The organism is Micromonospora aridisoli (assembly GCF_056150025.1).
In genome coordinates this window covers 147,124-163,113 of the sequence record NZ_JAXCFK010000004.1, presented here as the reverse complement: position 1 = coordinate 163,113, position 15,990 = coordinate 147,124, and the positions used below count along the sequence as shown (strand labels likewise).

At 72.9% G+C, this 15,990-nt stretch carries 14 protein-coding genes and 1 pseudogene; 3 read left to right on the top strand and 12 right to left on the bottom strand.

Features of this window, described 5'->3' with window-relative positions; genetic code table 11:
• Nucleotides 1–132: 132 nt before the first annotated feature.
• Nucleotides 133–339, bottom strand: a pseudogene (locus SM447_RS10165) (lysine--tRNA ligase); the annotation flags it as partial.
• A gap of 69 nt (nucleotides 340–408) precedes the next feature.
• On the opposite strand from SM447_RS10165, the gene SM447_RS10160 reads away from it, so the two are divergent.
• Entirely contained in the window at nucleotides 409–1,149 is a 741-nt protein-coding gene (locus SM447_RS10160) for a class I SAM-dependent methyltransferase (protein WP_474572505.1), read from the top strand.
• 111 nt (nucleotides 1,150–1,260) lie between these two features.
• On the opposite strand, the gene SM447_RS10155 is transcribed toward SM447_RS10160, so the two are convergent.
• The 7 genes from SM447_RS10155 to SM447_RS10125 form a co-directional block, all read right to left on the bottom strand.
• Nucleotides 1,261–2,025 (bottom strand): type III pantothenate kinase, encoded by a 765-nt coding sequence (locus SM447_RS10155; RefSeq protein ID WP_474572504.1) that lies wholly within the window; start codon nucleotides 2,023–2,025, stop codon nucleotides 1,261–1,263.
• 27 nt (nucleotides 2,026–2,052) lie between these two features.
• Nucleotides 2,053–2,949, bottom strand: coding sequence for a carboxylating nicotinate-nucleotide diphosphorylase (nadC, locus tag SM447_RS10150; RefSeq protein WP_474572503.1), 897 nt, complete (start codon nucleotides 2,947–2,949; stop codon nucleotides 2,053–2,055).
• On the bottom strand, nucleotides 2,946–4,640 hold the full coding sequence (locus SM447_RS10145) for an L-aspartate oxidase (RefSeq protein ID WP_474572502.1): 1,695 nt from the start codon (nucleotides 4,638–4,640) through the stop codon (nucleotides 2,946–2,948). The genes nadC and SM447_RS10145 overlap by 4 nt, the downstream gene beginning before the upstream one ends.
• Nucleotides 4,641–4,701: 61 nt before the next feature.
• Entirely contained in the window at nucleotides 4,702–5,598 is an 897-nt protein-coding gene (locus SM447_RS10140; protein WP_474572501.1) for a septum formation family protein, read from the bottom strand.
• A 104-nt stretch (nucleotides 5,599–5,702) separates the two neighbouring features.
• Nucleotides 5,703–6,122, bottom strand: coding sequence for an aspartate 1-decarboxylase (gene panD, locus SM447_RS10135; RefSeq protein ID WP_474572500.1), 420 nt, complete (start codon nucleotides 6,120–6,122; stop codon nucleotides 5,703–5,705).
• 27 nt (nucleotides 6,123–6,149) lie between these two features.
• Complete coding sequence (gene panC, locus SM447_RS10130; RefSeq protein WP_474572499.1) at nucleotides 6,150–6,998, bottom strand: pantoate--beta-alanine ligase; 849 nt, start codon at nucleotides 6,996–6,998, stop codon at nucleotides 6,150–6,152.
• Nucleotides 6,999–7,035: 37 nt separating this feature from the next.
• Nucleotides 7,036–7,998 (bottom strand): Rossmann-like and DUF2520 domain-containing protein, encoded by a 963-nt coding sequence (locus tag SM447_RS10125; protein ID WP_474572498.1) that lies wholly within the window; start codon nucleotides 7,996–7,998, stop codon nucleotides 7,036–7,038.
• Nucleotides 7,999–8,112: 114 nt separating this feature from the next.
• Between SM447_RS10125 and SM447_RS10120 the strand changes: the two genes are divergently transcribed.
• Complete coding sequence (locus SM447_RS10120; protein WP_474572803.1) at nucleotides 8,113–9,447, top strand: SAM-dependent methyltransferase; 1,335 nt, start codon at nucleotides 8,113–8,115, stop codon at nucleotides 9,445–9,447.
• Here SM447_RS10120 and SM447_RS10115 read toward each other — a convergent pair.
• Nucleotides 9,414–10,871, bottom strand: a complete 1,458-nt coding sequence (locus SM447_RS10115; RefSeq protein ID WP_474572497.1) for an insulinase family protein — start codon at nucleotides 10,869–10,871, stop codon at nucleotides 9,414–9,416. The two genes, SM447_RS10120 and SM447_RS10115, sit on opposite strands and share 34 nt — an antisense overlap.
• 98 nt (nucleotides 10,872–10,969) lie before the next feature.
• Here SM447_RS10115 and SM447_RS10110 point away from each other — a divergent pair, with 98 nt between their 5' ends.
• Nucleotides 10,970–12,151 (top strand): NADH-quinone oxidoreductase subunit D, encoded by a 1,182-nt coding sequence (locus SM447_RS10110; protein ID WP_474572496.1) that lies wholly within the window; start codon nucleotides 10,970–10,972, stop codon nucleotides 12,149–12,151.
• A gap of 30 nt (nucleotides 12,152–12,181) precedes the next feature.
• Here SM447_RS10110 and SM447_RS10105 read toward each other — a convergent pair whose 3' ends face one another.
• The 3 genes from SM447_RS10105 to SM447_RS10095 all read right to left on the bottom strand — a co-directional run bounded on the left by SM447_RS10105 (nucleotide 12,182) and on the right by SM447_RS10095 (nucleotide 15,971).
• Complete coding sequence (locus SM447_RS10105; RefSeq protein ID WP_474572495.1) at nucleotides 12,182–13,855, bottom strand: DNA polymerase III subunit gamma/tau domain-containing protein; 1,674 nt, start codon at nucleotides 13,853–13,855, stop codon at nucleotides 12,182–12,184.
• Between the two features lie 179 nt (nucleotides 13,856–14,034).
• A complete protein-coding gene (locus SM447_RS10100) occupies nucleotides 14,035–15,036 on the bottom strand; it encodes a glycine betaine ABC transporter substrate-binding protein (protein ID WP_474572494.1) in 1,002 nt (333 codons plus the stop codon).
• A 212-nt stretch (nucleotides 15,037–15,248) separates the two neighbouring features.
• On the bottom strand, nucleotides 15,249–15,971 hold the full coding sequence (locus tag SM447_RS10095) for an ABC transporter permease (RefSeq protein ID WP_474572493.1): 723 nt from the start codon (nucleotides 15,969–15,971) through the stop codon (nucleotides 15,249–15,251).
• Between the last annotated feature and the right edge of the window lie 19 nt (nucleotides 15,972–15,990).

The window sequence follows — 15,990 nt, the reverse complement described above, 5'->3', positions numbered from 1 at the left end:
ACGCCCGGACCGTTCCCCGAACCCGAACGCGCGTGGGTTCCACTTGCGGCCGGAGCGACTCGCTGCGGCGGACCGAGTCAGCGGCCACTGCCCTGTGGACGCTCCGGACGAAGGTGGGTGACGCCCGGTGCTCCCCGTGGACTCGCCGACCTCCGCCATGGCGAGCTTCCACGAGTACGAAGAGTCGACGTCCCCATTACAGAAGTTGCGGTCGGTCTCGGAGAGTCGACCGACGCCGCCGCCCACGGCGTGCTTCAGAAACAGTTCCGGTCGCCTTTCGAGATACAGATCGGTGTCGAGTGCATTGCTGTGGGTCACGAAAGGTCGGACTGCCGCACCCCGACGAGCGGCGTCAAGGGCGAGCGGCCTCAAACGCTCCGGCCGACCGTTACTGGATAGCCTGCGGTCATGAGTGACCCCATCGAAGCCCTCTCGTTCGGCACCGCCGCCGCCGATTACGACCGGTACCGGCCGCGCTATCCGCACGCCGCGTTGCAATGGGCGCTCGACGGTGTCGACACCCCCGCGCAGCTGGTGGATCTGGGTGCCGGGACCGGCATCCTCGCCCGTGGCCTGCGCGTACTGGGCCACCGGGTGACGGCCGTCGAGCCCGACCCGGGAATGCGCGCCCAGTTGACGTCTGTCGACATCGGCGGACACGTGCTCGCCGGCAGCGCCGAGTCGATGCCCCTTGACGACGGGTACGCCGACGCCGTCCTCACCGGGCAGGCGTACCACTGGTTCGACCGGCCCCGGGCGCACGCCGAGATCGCCCGGGTGCTGCGGCCTGGCGGGACCTTCGCGCCGATCTGGAACCTGCGGGACGAGAGCGCCGCCTGGGTCGCCGAGCTGAGCCGGATAGCCGAGATCGGCGACACCGTCGACCACCTGCGGCAGAGCGTGGCCGATTTCGGGGACTCCTTCAGCTCACCCGAGTGGGCCGAGTTCCCCCACACCACCACGCTGACCCCCGACGAACTGCTCGGCCTGGTCCGCACCCGCTCCCACTACCTGACCGCCACCCCCGACCGGCGCGCCGAGGTCGACCGCGAGGTCCGCAACCTGCTGCACACCCACCCCGACCTGGCCGCCCAGGAGACCATCACCCTCCCCTACGTCACCCTCGCAGCCCGCGCCCACCGAACCTGACCAACCCCAAGGACCCAACCGCAACAGACGCACCAACCCCGCCGCCCCAGGCCCCACCCGCCCAGCGGACGGATGGCGCGTACCCGCCGGAGGGTTTCCACCCCAGCAAGATCACGATGACACGTTCCGCTCATACACCATGCGCAACCCGATCAGCGTGATCATCGGCTCGTGATGGGTGATCGTCCGGCACTCGTTGAGCACCAGCGAGGCCAGCCCGCCGGTGGCGATCACCGCCTTCAGCTCGCCCATCTCGGCGGCCATCCGCTCCACGATCCGGTCCACCTGCCCGGCGAACCCGAAATAGAGGCCGGCCTGGAGGCACTCGACGGTGTTCTTGCCGATCACCGAGCGCGGCCGGGTCGCCTCGACCTTGCGCAGCTGGGCGGCGCGGGCGGCGAGCGCGTCGAAGGAGATCTCGATGCCGGGGGCGAACGCACCGCCGAGGAACTCGCCCCGACCGCTGATCACGTCGAAGTTGGTGGTGGTACCGAAGTCGACGACGATCGACGGTCCGCCGTACAGGGTGTACGCGGCCAGCGTGTTGACCACGCGGTCCGCGCCGACCTCCTTCGGGTTGTCGATGGCCAGTTGCACCCCGGTACGCACGCCGGGCTCGACGATGACGCTCGGCAGCTCCCCGTAGTAGCGGGTCAGCATGGTCCGCAACGAGCGCAGGGCGGCCGGGACGGTGGAGCAGGCGGCCACTCCGGTGATCTCGACGGCGTCCCCGGCGAGCAACCCTCGGAACATCAGGCCCAGTTCGTCAGCGGTCGAGCGGGCGTCGGTCTTGATCCGCCAGGAGTGCACCAGCTTGTCGCCGTCGAAGGTCGCCAGCACGGTGTTGGTGTTCCCGATGTCGATGCAGAGCAGCACGCCCGAAGCCTAGTGCGGCGGCCCGGTTCACTCCGTGCGCAGGTCCAGGGCGATGTCCAGGATCGGTGAGGAGTGGGTGAGCGCGCCGACGGAGAGGAAGTCGACGCCGGTGGCACCCACCGCCGCCGCGTCGGCGAGGGTCAGTCCGCCGGTGGCCTCCAGTTCGGCCCGGTCACCGACGGCGGCGACCACCTCGGCCAGCACCGCCGGTGACATGTTGTCCAGCAGGAGGAAGTCGGCGCCGGCCTCGACCGCCTCCACCGCCTCGGCGAGCGTGTCCACCTCCACCTGCACCGGCACGTCGGGGAACATCTCCCGCACCCGCCGGTAGGCGGCGGTCACGCCACCCGCGGCGAACTTGTGGTTGTCCTTGACCATGGCGACGTCGTGCAGGCCCATCCGCTTGTTCGTGCCCCCACCGGCACGGACCGCGTACTTCTCCAGGGCCCGCAGGCCCGGGGTGGTCTTGCGGGTGTCGAGGACCATCGCCTTGCTGTCGGCCAGCGCGTCCGCCCAGGCGCGGGTGTGGGTGGCCACCCCGGACATCCGGCACAACAGGTTGAGGGCGGTGCGCTCGGCGGTGAGCAGCACCCGGGTGGGGCCGGTCACCGTCGCCAGCACGTCCCCCCGGGCCACCCGCTCGCCGTCGCGGGCGACCAGCGACACCTCGACGGTACGGTCCATGCCGGTCACCTCCGCCGCCAGCTCGAACACGGCGGCGGCGACGGCCAGCCCGGCGACCACCCCGTCGGCTCGGGCCACCACGTCGGCGGTGTCTGTCTGCCCGGCCGGGATGGTGGCCACGCTGGTCACGTCGAGCGCATCCGGGCCGAGGTCCTCGACGAACGCGTTCTCGATGATCCGGCGCACCTGGTCCGGGTCCAGCCCGGCCGCGCGCAGCATCCGCTCGGTCTCGCCGGTCATCGCGTCTCCTCCCATCGGGTGGTCAACCGTCCCTGTCCACCGATGGCTCCGACCAGGTGGCCGTGCCACCGCTCGTCGGCCACCGGGAAGTCCTCCCGCCAGTGGCAGCCCCGGGTCTCCCGGCGCGTGTACGCCACGGCGACCAGGGTGGCGGCCACGGTGAGCAGGTTCGTCGCCTCCCAGTCGGCGGTGCGCGGCGTGCCACGGGCGGCACCCAGCTCGACCAGTTCGGCGGCGGTGGCGGTGAGCGTCGCGGCCGAGCGGAGCACGCCGGCACCCCGCGTCATCGCCCGCTGCAACACCGGCGTCGCCGCGTTCGGCAGCACCCAACCACCTTCCCCGCGCCATGCCCCGGTGTCCGCCGGGCGAGCCTGCTCGGGCAGGCCGGACGCGATGTGGTCGGCGATCCGTCGGGAGAAGACCAGCCCCTCCAGCAACGAGTTGCTGGCCAGCCGGTTGGCACCGTGCACACCGGTGCAGGCGACCTCGCCGCAGGCGTACAGGCCCGGGATGGAGGTACGGCCGTGCAGGTCGGTGCGGACCCCGCCGGAGGCGTAGTGCGCCGCCGGCGCGACCGGGATCAGGTCGGTTCCCGGGTCGACGCCGATGGCCCGGCACGAGGCGACGATGGTGGGAAAACGGCGAGCCAGGAAGTCACCGCCGAGGTGACGGGCGTCGAGGTGGACATGGTCGGCACCGGTGGCCAGCAGCACCCGGTGGATGCCCTTGGCGACCACGTCCCGGGGCGCCAGCTCGGCCAGTTCGTGCTGGCCGAGCATGAACCGCTTGCCGTCGGCGTCCACCAGGTACGCGCCCTCGCCCCGCAACGCCTCGGAGACCAGTGGCTGCTGGGCGTGCCCGGCGCCGGGCACCCGGGAGTGTTCCGGCACGATCAGCGCGGTCGGGTGGAACTGCACGAACTCGACGTCGGTGACCGCGGCACCGGCCCGCATGGCCAGGGCGACCCCGTCGCCGGTCGAGACCGACGGGTTGGTCGTGGCCGCGAAGATCTGCCCCATTCCGCCGGTGGCAAGCACGACCGCGCGGGCCAGCAGGGCGCCGACGCCGTCCTCGCTACCCTCGCCGAGCACGTGCAGGGTGATCCCGCACGCCGCGCCGAGCCCGCCCGGGCCGTCGCCGGGCGCGCGGAGCAGATCCAGCACCAGCGCGTGCTCGACGAGCCTGATCCACGGGTCGCGGCGTACCGCCTCGTGCAGCGCCCGCTGCACCTCCGCACCCGTCGCGTCACCGCCGGCGTGCACGATGCGGTCGGCCCGGTGCCCGCCCTCCCGGGTCAGCATCAACGAGCCGTCGGCGTTGCGGTCGAACTCGGCACCGAGGCGCATCAGTTCCCGCAGCCGAATCGGTCCCTCCTCCACCAGGACGCGCACCGCCGCCGGGTCGCAGAGTCCCACCCCGGCGATCTCGGTGTCGGAGGCGTGCATGACCGGGGTGTCGGCCGGGTCGAGCACCGCGGCGATGCCGCCCTGCGCCCACCTGGTCGATCCCTCGTCCATGTCCACCTTGGTGACCACGGTGACGTGCAGGCCCGCCTCCCGCAGGTGCAGCGCGGCGGTCAGCCCGGCGACCCCGGAGCCGACCACGATCACGTCGGTGGTCTCCACCCAGCCGGGCTCCGGAGCGGCCAGCCGGTTCGGCAGGGCCGGCAGGCCGACGGTCGGTAGGTCCATGCCCACAGTCAACCCGAACGCCTCTCGGCTCGGGCGGCGGGGGCGGGACGAGTGGTTCCGGCTACTTCGTCCGGACCGGCAGGGCGGCCGGGCCGGCGTCCTTGAGCGTGCCGGTCACCCGCCGATCGCTGAGCCACAGGTAGCAGCGCACCCCCCGGTCGCCGACCCGCCAGCGCCCGGCGCTGGGCGGGCGTACCACCACGTCGGTACGGAAGATCAGGTCGTCGTCGTCCGGCAGGCCGGCGTAGCGGGCGAGGATCGAGCGGCATCCGGCGTAGAACGGTGCCCACTGTGCGCTGCGCGTCGGGTAGGGGCGGTCCGGAGCCGGCCACACCCCGGCGAACTCGGCGTCGTGGCGCTCGGCGCACTCCACCGGAACCAGGGTCTGCACCACCCCGCCCCGGTCGGTGCGCGTCTGCTGGCAGCCCAGCCGCAGCGCCGACCGGGTCCGGAGCACGTCGCGCAGAGATCCGGTACGCAGCACGACCGTGGCGCCCGCCTCGACCGTGCTGACCTCCATCAGGTCGCAGCGGTACCACCGCGAGCCGGCCGCCCAGCCGGGCTTGGACGGCACCGCGACCGCCAACCGCAGCCGCCCGGCCCGCCAGTTGTCGCCGACGTAGCCGTTTGCTCGGTTGTCACACTCGGCGAAGGCGGTGCGCAGCTCCGCCGAGCCGGTCGGCGGCGGTTCGTTCCGTCCAGCGGGGAAGGACCCGACGTGCACCGTCTCCACCCGGTGAGGCGTGGCGCAGTCCACCGGCGCGTACGCCCCGAGCGGCACCACCTCGGCGAAGTCCGCCTCGTGACAGACTCCGGCGGCCGGGGTGAACGGCCCGGGCTCCGGCAGCACGGCCCAGTCGTCGACCAGGTTGCCGTCCAGCCCGCCGGTCGACCCGCAGCCGGTCAGCAGCGCCGCCACCACGAAGGCCGTGAGCAGGGTTCTCGTCGCACGCTGCATGGCGCCGCCTCCCCCAGTCAGCGGCCGTCCCCCGACGGCGCCTCAAGGGTAACCAGAAATGACCTTCCGGTGACAGACCGGATTCGCGGCGCGATCGTCGCGACTCAGACCGACAGCGGGTTGGGCACCGGAGTTCCGGCGGTGCCGGGCGCGGCGGTCGACGGATCGGTGCCGAGGTCGACGACCTTGTTCTCCGCATCCACGTGCACCACCCTCGGGCGATAGGCACGGGCCTCGGCGTCGTCCATCTGCCCATAGGAGATCAGGATGACCAGGTCGCCCGGGTGTACCAGGTGGGCGGCGGCACCATTGATGCCGATCACACCGCTGCCCCGCCGACCGGGGATCACGTACGTCTCCAGCCGGGCACCGTTGGTGATGTCGACGATCGCCACCTGCTCGCCGGGGAGCAGGTCGGCGGCGTCGAGCAGATCCTCGTCGACGGTCACCGAGCCCACGTAGTGCAGGTCCGCCTGGGTCACCGTGGCCCGGTGGATCTTGGACTTGAGCATCGTGCGGAACATCGGGACGCCTTTCGCGGGTACGTGTGGTCAGGAGGCCGGGTCGAGCCGGACCGGAACGTTGTCGATCAACCGCGTGTCGCCCACCCAGGCCGCCACGAGCAGCCGGGCAGGACCCCGGACCGGCCCGGGCTCCAGGTCCGGGTCGGTGAGCACCAGGTAGTCGAGCCGGGCGCCGGTTTCGCCGGCCCCGAAAGCGGCGTGCGCCGCGGTCAGCACCGCACCGGCGTCACGACCGGCCGAGGCGGCCTCGGCACCGGCCCGCAACGCCCGGGACAGGCTCAGCGCCACCGAGCGCTCGGCCGGAGAAAGGTAGCGGTTGCGGCTGGACAGGGCCAGGCCGTCCGGTTCTCGGACGGTGGGCACCCCGACCACCTCGACCGGCACGTCCAGGTCCCGGCACATCCGCCGGACCAGGGTCAGCTGCTGGTAGTCCTTCTCACCGAAGAAGGTCAGGTCAGCCCGGGTGAGCTGGAGCAACTTCAGCACCACGGTCAGCACGCCGTGGAAGAAGCCGGGCCGGCTCAGCCCTTCCAGGTCCTCGCCGAGCGGCCCCGGACTGACCCGCACCGCCGGCTCGCCGCCCGGGTACATCTCCGTCACCGAGGGAGCGAAAACCAGGTCCGCGCCGGCCCGGCGGCACACTTCAAGATCCGTGTCGAGGGTACGCGGGTAGCGGTCGAAGTCCTCGTTCGGCCCGAACTGCAGCGGATTCACAAAGATCGTCACGATCACGTGGTCGGCGCGCTCGCGAGCCGCGCGCAGGAGGGTCTCGTGGCCCTCGTGCAGCGCGCCCATGGTCATCACCACCCCCACCGTCCCGGTGCGGGCGGCTCGCGCCCGGGCGAGATCGGCGCGGGTGTGCACCAGTTCCGTCACGTGATCCACCTCAACTCGAAGCTGCCCTCCACCGCGGTCACGCCGCCACCCCGCTCCGCTGGTCGTCCAGGACGCCGAGCAGCGGTTCCGCGTCCGCCGGGCGCAGCCGACCGGCGGCGACGGCCCGGTCGGCGGTACGCCGGGCCAGGGCGAGATACGGCTCGACCGACTCGGGGGCGGTGGCCGCGAGCCGCGCCAGATGCCGCCGCACCGTACCGGCGTCGCCCCGGGAGACCGGCCCGGTCAACGCGTCGTCGCCGAGGCGCAGCGCGTTCTCCAGCGCGGCGTGCAGCAGCGGGGCGAGCACCTTCTCGGGCTGCCCCACCCCGGCGTCGCGCAGCCGGTCGGCCGCCTCGTTGACCAGGGTCACCAGATGGTTGGCGCCGTGCGCCAGCGCCGCGTGGTACAGCGGCCGGTCGGTCTCGGCGATCCACTCCGGCACCCCGCCGAGGTCGGTGACCAGCCGGGCGGCCAGCGGGCGCAGCTCGGCGGGGGCGGTCACCCCGTACGAGATGCCGGGCAGCCGGCCGAGGTCGTCGGGCGTACCGGCGAAGGTCATCGCGGGGTGCAGCGCCAGCGGGCGGGCGCCGGCCGCGCTGGCCGGCGCCAGCACCGCCAAGCCGTGCGCCCCCGACGTGTGCGCGACCACCTGTCCGGGACGCAGCGCGCCGTCGGTGGCCAGCCCGGTGATCACCCCGGCCAGCGCGTCGTCCGGCACGGCGATCAGCAGCAGGTCGGTGGCGGCCCGGGCGACCTCGGCGGCCGGGCGCGGGGCGACGTCCGGCAGCAGCAGCGCCAGGCGGGCCCGGGAGGCACCAGAGGCGCCGGTGGCGGCGACCACCCGGTGGCCCGCAGCGGCCAGCGCGGCGCCCAGGGTGACGCCCACCCGTCCGGCACCGATGACGCCGACGGTGAGCACGGAAGGGGTCGCGGCCCGGGCAGATGCCACGGTCGTGGGCCGCCGACGGGCGGCCGGGTGCGTGCGCAGCGGTGCGCTCATGTCACGATCCAGTCCTCGAGGCGGGGTACCGGTCGGGGCAAGTATGCGTCGCTGACGCGGATCTGAAACAAGGATGTGTGAAATCGTTCACCGGTGTGAGGAGGACCCATGCTGATGCGCTGGCGGGAGGCGATGCGACGGGCGCTCTACGGGGTCGACGGCTTCTTCGTCTCCGGTGCCGGGCCGGCGGCCCATTTCCGCACCAGCGTGCACGCGTCACCGATCTTCACCTCGGCGCTGCTCCGGCTGATCCACCACCTCGACGACGCCCTGGGCTTCCCCGACCCGTTCGACGTGGTGGACGTGGGCGCGGGGCGAGGCGAGCTGCTCAGCTCACTCTTGAGGGGGGTCACTGTTGGGGTTTCCGGGGAGCCCGCCCGCTCCGGGCGGTCAGGCTTGATCCCTGCGCGGACGGGCTCCCCGGAAACCCTGACCACCACGGCCGCCGTACACCCGGCACCGGTCGCGCCGGTTCCGCTGGCGCGCCGGGTACGGTTCACCGCCGTCGAACTCGCCGCATGCCCCGACGACCTGCCCGAACAGATCGCCTGGACGAACGAGATCCCCGACAAGATCACCGGACTGCTCGTGGCCACCGAGTGGCTCGACAACATCCCCCTCGACCTGGCCACCCTCACCCACCACGGCTGGCACTACCTCCTCGTCGACCCCACCACGGGCCAGGAGACCACAGGCGACCTCATCAGCCGCGAGGACAACGATTGGCTGACCACCTGGTGGCCCCGACCGACGGACGACCCTGACCTCGCGACGCAGACCGTGCCGGGCGGTCAGGGCTCGACCGGGTCGAGCTTCCGGGCAGCCCGGCCAGCGCAGGGATCAAGCCTGACCGCCCGGAGCCGGTCGGCGCAGGGATCAAGCCTGACCGCCCGGAGCCGGTCGGGCTGCCCGGAAACCCCCACGGACCGCACCCCCACGGACCCCACCCTCCCGGCAGAACGGGCGGAAATCGGGCGGACCAGGGACGAGGCCTGGGCGCACGCCGTGAGCCACGTCGACCGAGGGCTGGCCCTGGCGGTGGACTACGGACATCTACGGGAGGAACGGCCGGCCGACGGGACGTTGAGCGGGTACCGGGACGGGCGGCAGGTGCCGCCGGTGCCGGACGGCTCCCGCGACGTCACCGCACACGTCGCCATGGACTCGGTCGCCTCCGCCGGTGAGCGCGTCGCCCGGTGTGCGTACGTCCTGACCTCGCAGCGGGAGGCGTTGCGAGCGCTCGGGGCGGACGGCGGCCGACCGCCGCTGAGCCTGGCCGCCAGCGACCCGGCCGGCTACGTGCGGGCGCTGGCCACCGCGTCGGCGGCGGCCGAGCTGACCGACCCGGCCGGCCTCGGCGGCCACTGGTGGCTGTACCAGCCGGTCGGCCTGCCCGCCGACCGGCTGCCACTCGGTCAGTCCTCCCCGATCAGCTCGGAGCGGCGGTAACGCAGTTGCGCCGGCACCGTCGCGTCGATGGTCCGCACCGCCGCCTCGGCACCGGAAAACAGCTCCGGATCGACGTTGATGAAGCAGCCCTGCACTCCGAAGACCGTCCGCTCCGGGCCGTCCTCCTCGACGCCCACCACGTCGGAGAAGCGGACCTGGTGGACGTCCCCGTCCGAGTCCCGGAACGCCAGACCGTCGTCGCAGAGCACCAACCGCGCCGTCCGAGCCTCCCGGGCGAAGAGCTTGGCCAGCAGGGGCGGTTGGAAGACCCGGCCGGAGGGCAGCTCCCGGCCAGTGGTGCAGTCGAGTCCGGTGAGCCCGGGCAGCTCCAGCGTGGTCCCGCAGGGCACGACCAGTTGGGTGCTGGCCAGCGCGGCGCGGAAGCGCTCGCGGACGTCGTCAGGGGTGACCGCAGCCCGCAGGGCCAGCCGCTCCGCCGTCGGCAGGCAGGGCCAGCCGAACAGCTCCGCGGTCGCGGCGTCGCGCAGCTCGACCTCCACGAAACGCGGATCCTGGTACGCCTCCCGGGCGGCCTCCCGTTCCTCGGCCAGCTCCTGTTCCGTCGGCCCCTCCTCGGCCATCCGCCGCAGCTCGTCCCAGAGCAGCCGGGCCACCTGGACCTCCTGCCCCTCGCGGGCGTCCACCGTGATCGCGTGGAGGTAGCGGTCGCCGTCGAACTGCGCGGCGTCTCCACCGACCTCGTAGCTGAGCCCGTGGGTGTGCCGGGCGATCCGCTCCAGCCGCTCGGCGAGGACGGCCATGCCGAGACTCCAGGCCACGTCCCGCTGGCCCAGCAGGGCCGCGCCGACCGCCGGCACGGCATGTTCGGACCAGGCCGGGCCGGTGACCTGCCGAGGTACGGCGACCGGGTGCGCGGGCCGGGGACCCGGCGGCAGCGGTAGCCGGAGCCCGTCCGGCGGCGGCCCGTTGAGCACCAGGACCGCGTTGCCGGCGGTGAAGAAGCGGGCGGCGTACGAACGCACCTGGTCAGCGCTGATCCGGTCGAAGCCCGGCCCGCTCCACGGGGCGAGGCCCAGCCCCCGTGTCCCGAAGCGCTGGGTCAGCAACGCCGCGACGGTCGGATCGACGTACGAACCGCCCTCCGCGGCGAGTACGCCCGCCTCCTTCTCGATCCGGTCGAGCGGCAGATCGGCCAGTGCCCGGCACACCCCTTCCAGGAAGGCGACGAGCTGCTCGGGCCGGCCGGCCGCCATGAACTCGGTGGTGTACAGGTCGACGCAGGCGTTGCGATCGTGGTGCACCCGGGGCAGAACGCTCATCGCCAGGTGCTCGACCAGGTGGGTGACGCCGATCGTCCGGAAGGTCTCGTCGCGTCCACCGCAGCCGAACACCAGACTCGCGGTCAGCGGCGCCGGACCGGCCTTCCACAGCACCGGCACACCGTCGATCTCTGTACGTTGCATGGCCGGATCGTACGAACGGCGTGCGGAGGGGCGCACCGCCCTTTCGGTCGGGGCTGGAGCGCAGACGTATGCCGCCCGGGTCCGGTGTTCATGGCACGATGGCGGGCATGACCACGGGCGACCTGCGTGAGCTGACCGTCGGCACCGGGGCTGGTCTGGTGGCGGGCACCGGCGGGGAGCAGCTCGGCGCGGACATGGTGTTGAACATCGGTCCGCAGCACCCCTCCACGCACGGCGTGCTACGGCTCAAGCTCGTCCTCGACGGGGAGCGGGTGCTGGCCGCCGAACCGGTCGTCGGTTACATGCACCGTGGCGCCGAGAAGCTGTTCGAGGTGCGCGACTACCGGCAGATCATCGTGCTGGCCAACCGACACGACTGGCTCTCGGCGTTCGCCAACGAGTTGGGCGTGGTGCTCGCCGTGGAGCGGCTGATGGGCATGGAGGTGCCCGAGCGGGCCACCTGGCTGCGGATGGCCCTGGCCGAACTGAACCGGGTGCTGAACCACCTGATGTTCCTCGGCTCGTATCCGCTGGAGATCGGCGCCATCACCCCGATGTTCTACGCCTTCCGGGAACGGGAGACGCTCCAGGCGGTGATGGAGGAGGTCTCCGGCGGCCGGATCCACTACATGTTCAACCGGGTCGGCGGGTTGAAGGAGGAGGTACCCGCCGGGTGGACCGGTCGCGCCCGGGCCGCCATCGGTGAGGTGCGCCGCCGGATGCCGGACCTGGACAACCTGATCCGCCGGAACGAGATCTTCCTGGCCCGCACCGTCGGGGTGGGCGTGCTGTCGGCGGCCGAGGCCGCGGCGTTCGGGGCCTCCGGTCCGGTGGCCCGGGCCTCCGGACTCGATCTCGACCTGCGTCGTGACGAGCCCTACCTCGCCTACGACCAGCTCGACGTGCCGGTGGTGACGAAGACGGCCGGCGACTGCCACGCCCGCTTCGAGGTGCTGCTCGACCAGGTGTACGCCTCACTCGACCTGGCCGAGCAGTGTCTGGACCGCGTCGACCGGCTGACCGGCCCGATCAACACCAGACTGCCGAAGGTACTCAAGGCACCCGAGGGACACACGTACGCCTGGACGGAGAACCCGCTGGGCATCAACGGCTACTACCTGGTCTCCCGGGGCGAGAAGACGCCGTGGCGGCTCAAGCTGCGCACCGCCTCGTACGCGAACGTGCAGGCGCTGGCCACGCTGCTGCCCGGCTGTCTGGTGCCGGACCTGATCGCCATTCTCGGCTCGATGTTCTTCGTGGTGGGCGACATCGACAAGTGACGGCCGCCGCCCGGTGGGGACCGGCGGGGGTCAGCGCCAGCGGCCAGCGCCGCCGTCGTGCGCGGGGCCGTAGCCGGGTTCCTCGGCGTGGTGCCGCCGACCGTAGGGTTCCTCGCCCCGACGCTGTCCACGCGCGGGTTCGGGCTGGTACCCGTACGCCGGCTCCGGCTCCGGCTCATAGCCGCGTGCTGATTCGGGCTGATAACCGCGCTGGCGGGGTGGTCGCCACTCCTGCGGCACCGGCACCCCACCAGCGGGCAGCGCCGGACGGCTCTCCGGCTCCTCCCAGCCGTCCCGCCACGAGTCGTCGCCCTCGGTACCCCGCCGAGGCTCGTCGTGGCGCACGCTCGCCCAGCGGTCCGCCACCCGGTACTCGGTGCCGGCCGGGTCGGCGTGCATCTCGGCCCGGCGCTCCCCGACCCGCAGCTCGCGTCCCCGGTCGTCGTCCCGGACCGTCGCCCAGCGGTCACCGGCCCGCAGCTGCGCCCAGTACTGCCCGGTGTCGTCCGCCCGATGCCCCCGCGCGGCCGGAGCCGGGTCGGCGGGCGTCTCCTCCCAGTGCTGGGCGGCAGCGTCCCAACCCCGGTCGTGGCGCGGCCCTGCCCAGTCGCGGTCGTCCCGCTGCGCCACGTGCTCGTCGGGGTAACCCGAACCCGCGTCCGGGGCGGTGGACCAGTCGTCGGGCGCAGCCGACCAGCGGCTCTCCTCCCGTGGCTGCGACCAGCCACGTTCCTCCTCGCGCGGCGAGCCGGGCCACGGCCGGTCGTCGTCGCGGGACACGCCCGCCCAGGGGCGCTCCTCCTCCTGTGGCGTGCCGGACCAGGAACGTTCGTCGTGGCGGCCCGCACCGGACCAGCCTCGGCTCTCGTCCCGGCGGGAACGGTCGTCCCCGTCGGACCACGATTGGTCGTCCCGCTCGGCACCGTGACCGCCCCGCGCGCGCTCTCCGGGCTGCGCTGTCGACCAGGCCGCCGGGTACCCGCCGTACCGGCCACCGGACTCGCCGACACCGCCGTCCACGATGGTGTGTCGGGTGGTGACGTGCACCGTCTCGGTGTGCCGAACCACACCGAGCGGCCTCGGCCCCGGCTCACCCGGGCGGCTCTCCTGCTCAGGGCGGACGGGCGAACCGTAGACACCGGCCGAGCCACTGGCCGGGCGATCGCTGCCGGGCCCGGACCGCTCCCCGCCGTACCCACGACTCGGGCTGTGGGCCGCCTGGGCCGCGCCGTACATCCCGGCCTGACCGCTCGGCCGCTCGGCCTGCCGCGGAGGCCCCTCCGGTACCGGCACCCGGGCCCGGCCCGGGCCGGACGGCTCCTCGGCCCCGATCGGAGCCGCACCACCCGAGTCGACCCGCCGACGCAACCCGGCCAACGCCTCCTGAACCCGCTGGACCTCGTCGAGCGCCTGGTTACCGCGCTGGGCCGCGGCCACGATCTCACCGCGCAGCTCCCGCCGGAGTTCGTCGACCTCCTCGCGTAGTTCCCCGGCGTGCTGCCCGCCACCGTCGGTACGCAGCGCGATGGAGAGACCGATCAGCACCACGGCCAGAATGGCCAGCACCGCGGCGAACCGCAGCGGCCCGTTGCCGTCAGCCACCAGCAGTATCAGCGCCGCGACGGGAGCCAGGGCCACACCGCCCCAGAAGAGCACGGTGAGCAGCTGGGGGTTACGCGTGTCGGCGGGCACCGGGGCGGGCATGGGTCCGCAGCCTACCGAGAGTTGCGTCACGTGGGAACGGTCCGACGACAGGTGCCGGCGGTACGTCCCGACGAATCCCGACCGGACCCGCCACCGCAACCCGGGCAGGTACGGGGCCAGCAACGACACGGCACCCCGGGCCGATCCGCCCGGGGTGCGCGTCGTGGTGGCGCGGGCGGTCAGCCCTGCGCGTACGCCGCGTCGGTGGAGAAGACCAGGCCGACACTGATCGTGCCGTTACGCAGACCCGTCTTGGTCAGCGGGCCGCCCTGGTCGAGCGAGGAGAACGAGCCCACCGCCAGCCCGTAGGTCTGTTCCAGGCCGGGCTTGCAGAACGGGCGCTCCTGGCACTCCGGCGGGCCACCCAGCACCGTCGCCGTGCCCGAGCACTTCTCGGCCAGTTCGGAGAGGGTCCGCACGCCGTACTTCTCGGAGAACTCCCGGGTCACGGCGAAGGCGTTCTGGTTCTGCGCGGCGGCTGGCGCGCCGAAGGTCAGGCCCACCTTCTCACCGAGGCCACGCAGCGCGGTCACGGTGCCCTCGACGTCCGGCGAGGAGACCGGCTGGCCGCCGCTGTTCGCCTTGCCGTTGAGGAACTCGGCCAGGGTGGCCGCGTACTCGGGGACGACCTGGATCTCACCCTTCTCCAGCGCCGGCTCGTACAGCTCCCGGTTACCGATCTGCTGCACGGTGACCTGGTAGCCCGCGGCGGTGAGCTGGATCTTGTAGAGCTCGGCGATGATCTCGCTCTCGGTGAAGTTGCCCGCCCCCACCGTGATCCGCCCGCCCGGCCCCTTCTCCAGGCCGTCGGTCAGCGAGTTGGCGGTGGCGAACTCCTGCGCCGCGGCCTGCGCGCTCTTACGGTCCACGTCGACCGCCTTGTTGAGCTGCACCAGCTTTGGTGTGTCGAGCACCCCGGAGACCTTGTCGAGCGCGGCGATCAGCTGCGGCGTGGCCACCTCGCTGTTGACCGCTGGGATGATGTTGTCGGCGTTCTGCAGGGACTTGTCGTCGTCGAGTGCGATCAACTGCTCGCCGGCCACCGGAGCGCAGCCCTCACCCGAGGCACCCTGCTGGGGCGCCTCGGTGCCGGACGAGCCGGCGTCACCGCAACCCGCCAGCACCGTCGCCGCCGCGACGGCTCCCACCACCGCGATGGACAGTCTTCTACCTGCGCGCATCAGCCCGCCTTCCGTGTCCCGGCGCGACCCGGGCGGGCCGGCCGCGTGTCCGACGGGCGATCCGTCGTCCGGCCGCCCGCGAGTTCCACCAAACATCCTGACGCCACCCACCGACAACCCGGGGAGGCGTTCGTCACCGGAACGTCACCATCGGGCCGCCGGCCGTCCGCCACTCCCGACGGGCGGCCGGGCGCATCACCGGCACCACCCGGTCAGGAGCCGGTGACCGCGTCCGCCGCGCGTCGCCCGGCACCGCGCCGGGCACGGCGCAGCGGGCGGGGGGTGACCAGCCGTTCGACCAGCGCGAAGAGTAGTTCGACGCCGAGCGCGAGCCCGGCGACGAGCAGCCCGCCGGCCAGGATCTGCCCACCGCCGACCGCGATGCTCAGGCCGAACCCGAACCGGATGATCTCTCCCAGACCACCGCCGTTGACGAAGGTCGCCAGCGCCGCCGTGGCGACCACCTGGACGGCGGCGGTCCGGAAGCCGGCCGCGAGATAGGGCACCGCCAACGGCAACTCCACCCGACGCAGCACCTGGGCGCTGGTCATGCCCATCCCCCGGGCCGCCTCGCGGATCTGCGGATCGACCTGCCGCACCCCGGTGTACGCGTTGGCCAGCAACGGCGGCACGGCGAAGACCGCGAGGGCGACCACCACGGCCGGGCGGCCGAAGCCCAGGAAGGTCAACGGAAGGATCGTCAGCAGCGCGAGCGTGGGCACCGCCAGGGTGAGGTTGGAGACGAGCACCACCAGCCCGCCACCCCGGCCGGTGTGGCCCAGCCAGAGACCGAGTGGCCAGGCGACCAGGCAGCCCAGCAGCACCGCGGCCGCCGACATGCTCACGTGCTCGCCGAGCCGGTCCAGGATGCCGCCCGGGTTCGTCCAGTTCAACGGATCGTTGAGCCAGACCACCGCCTGCGACACCGGGTTCATCGCGTCCTCCGACCGGTCC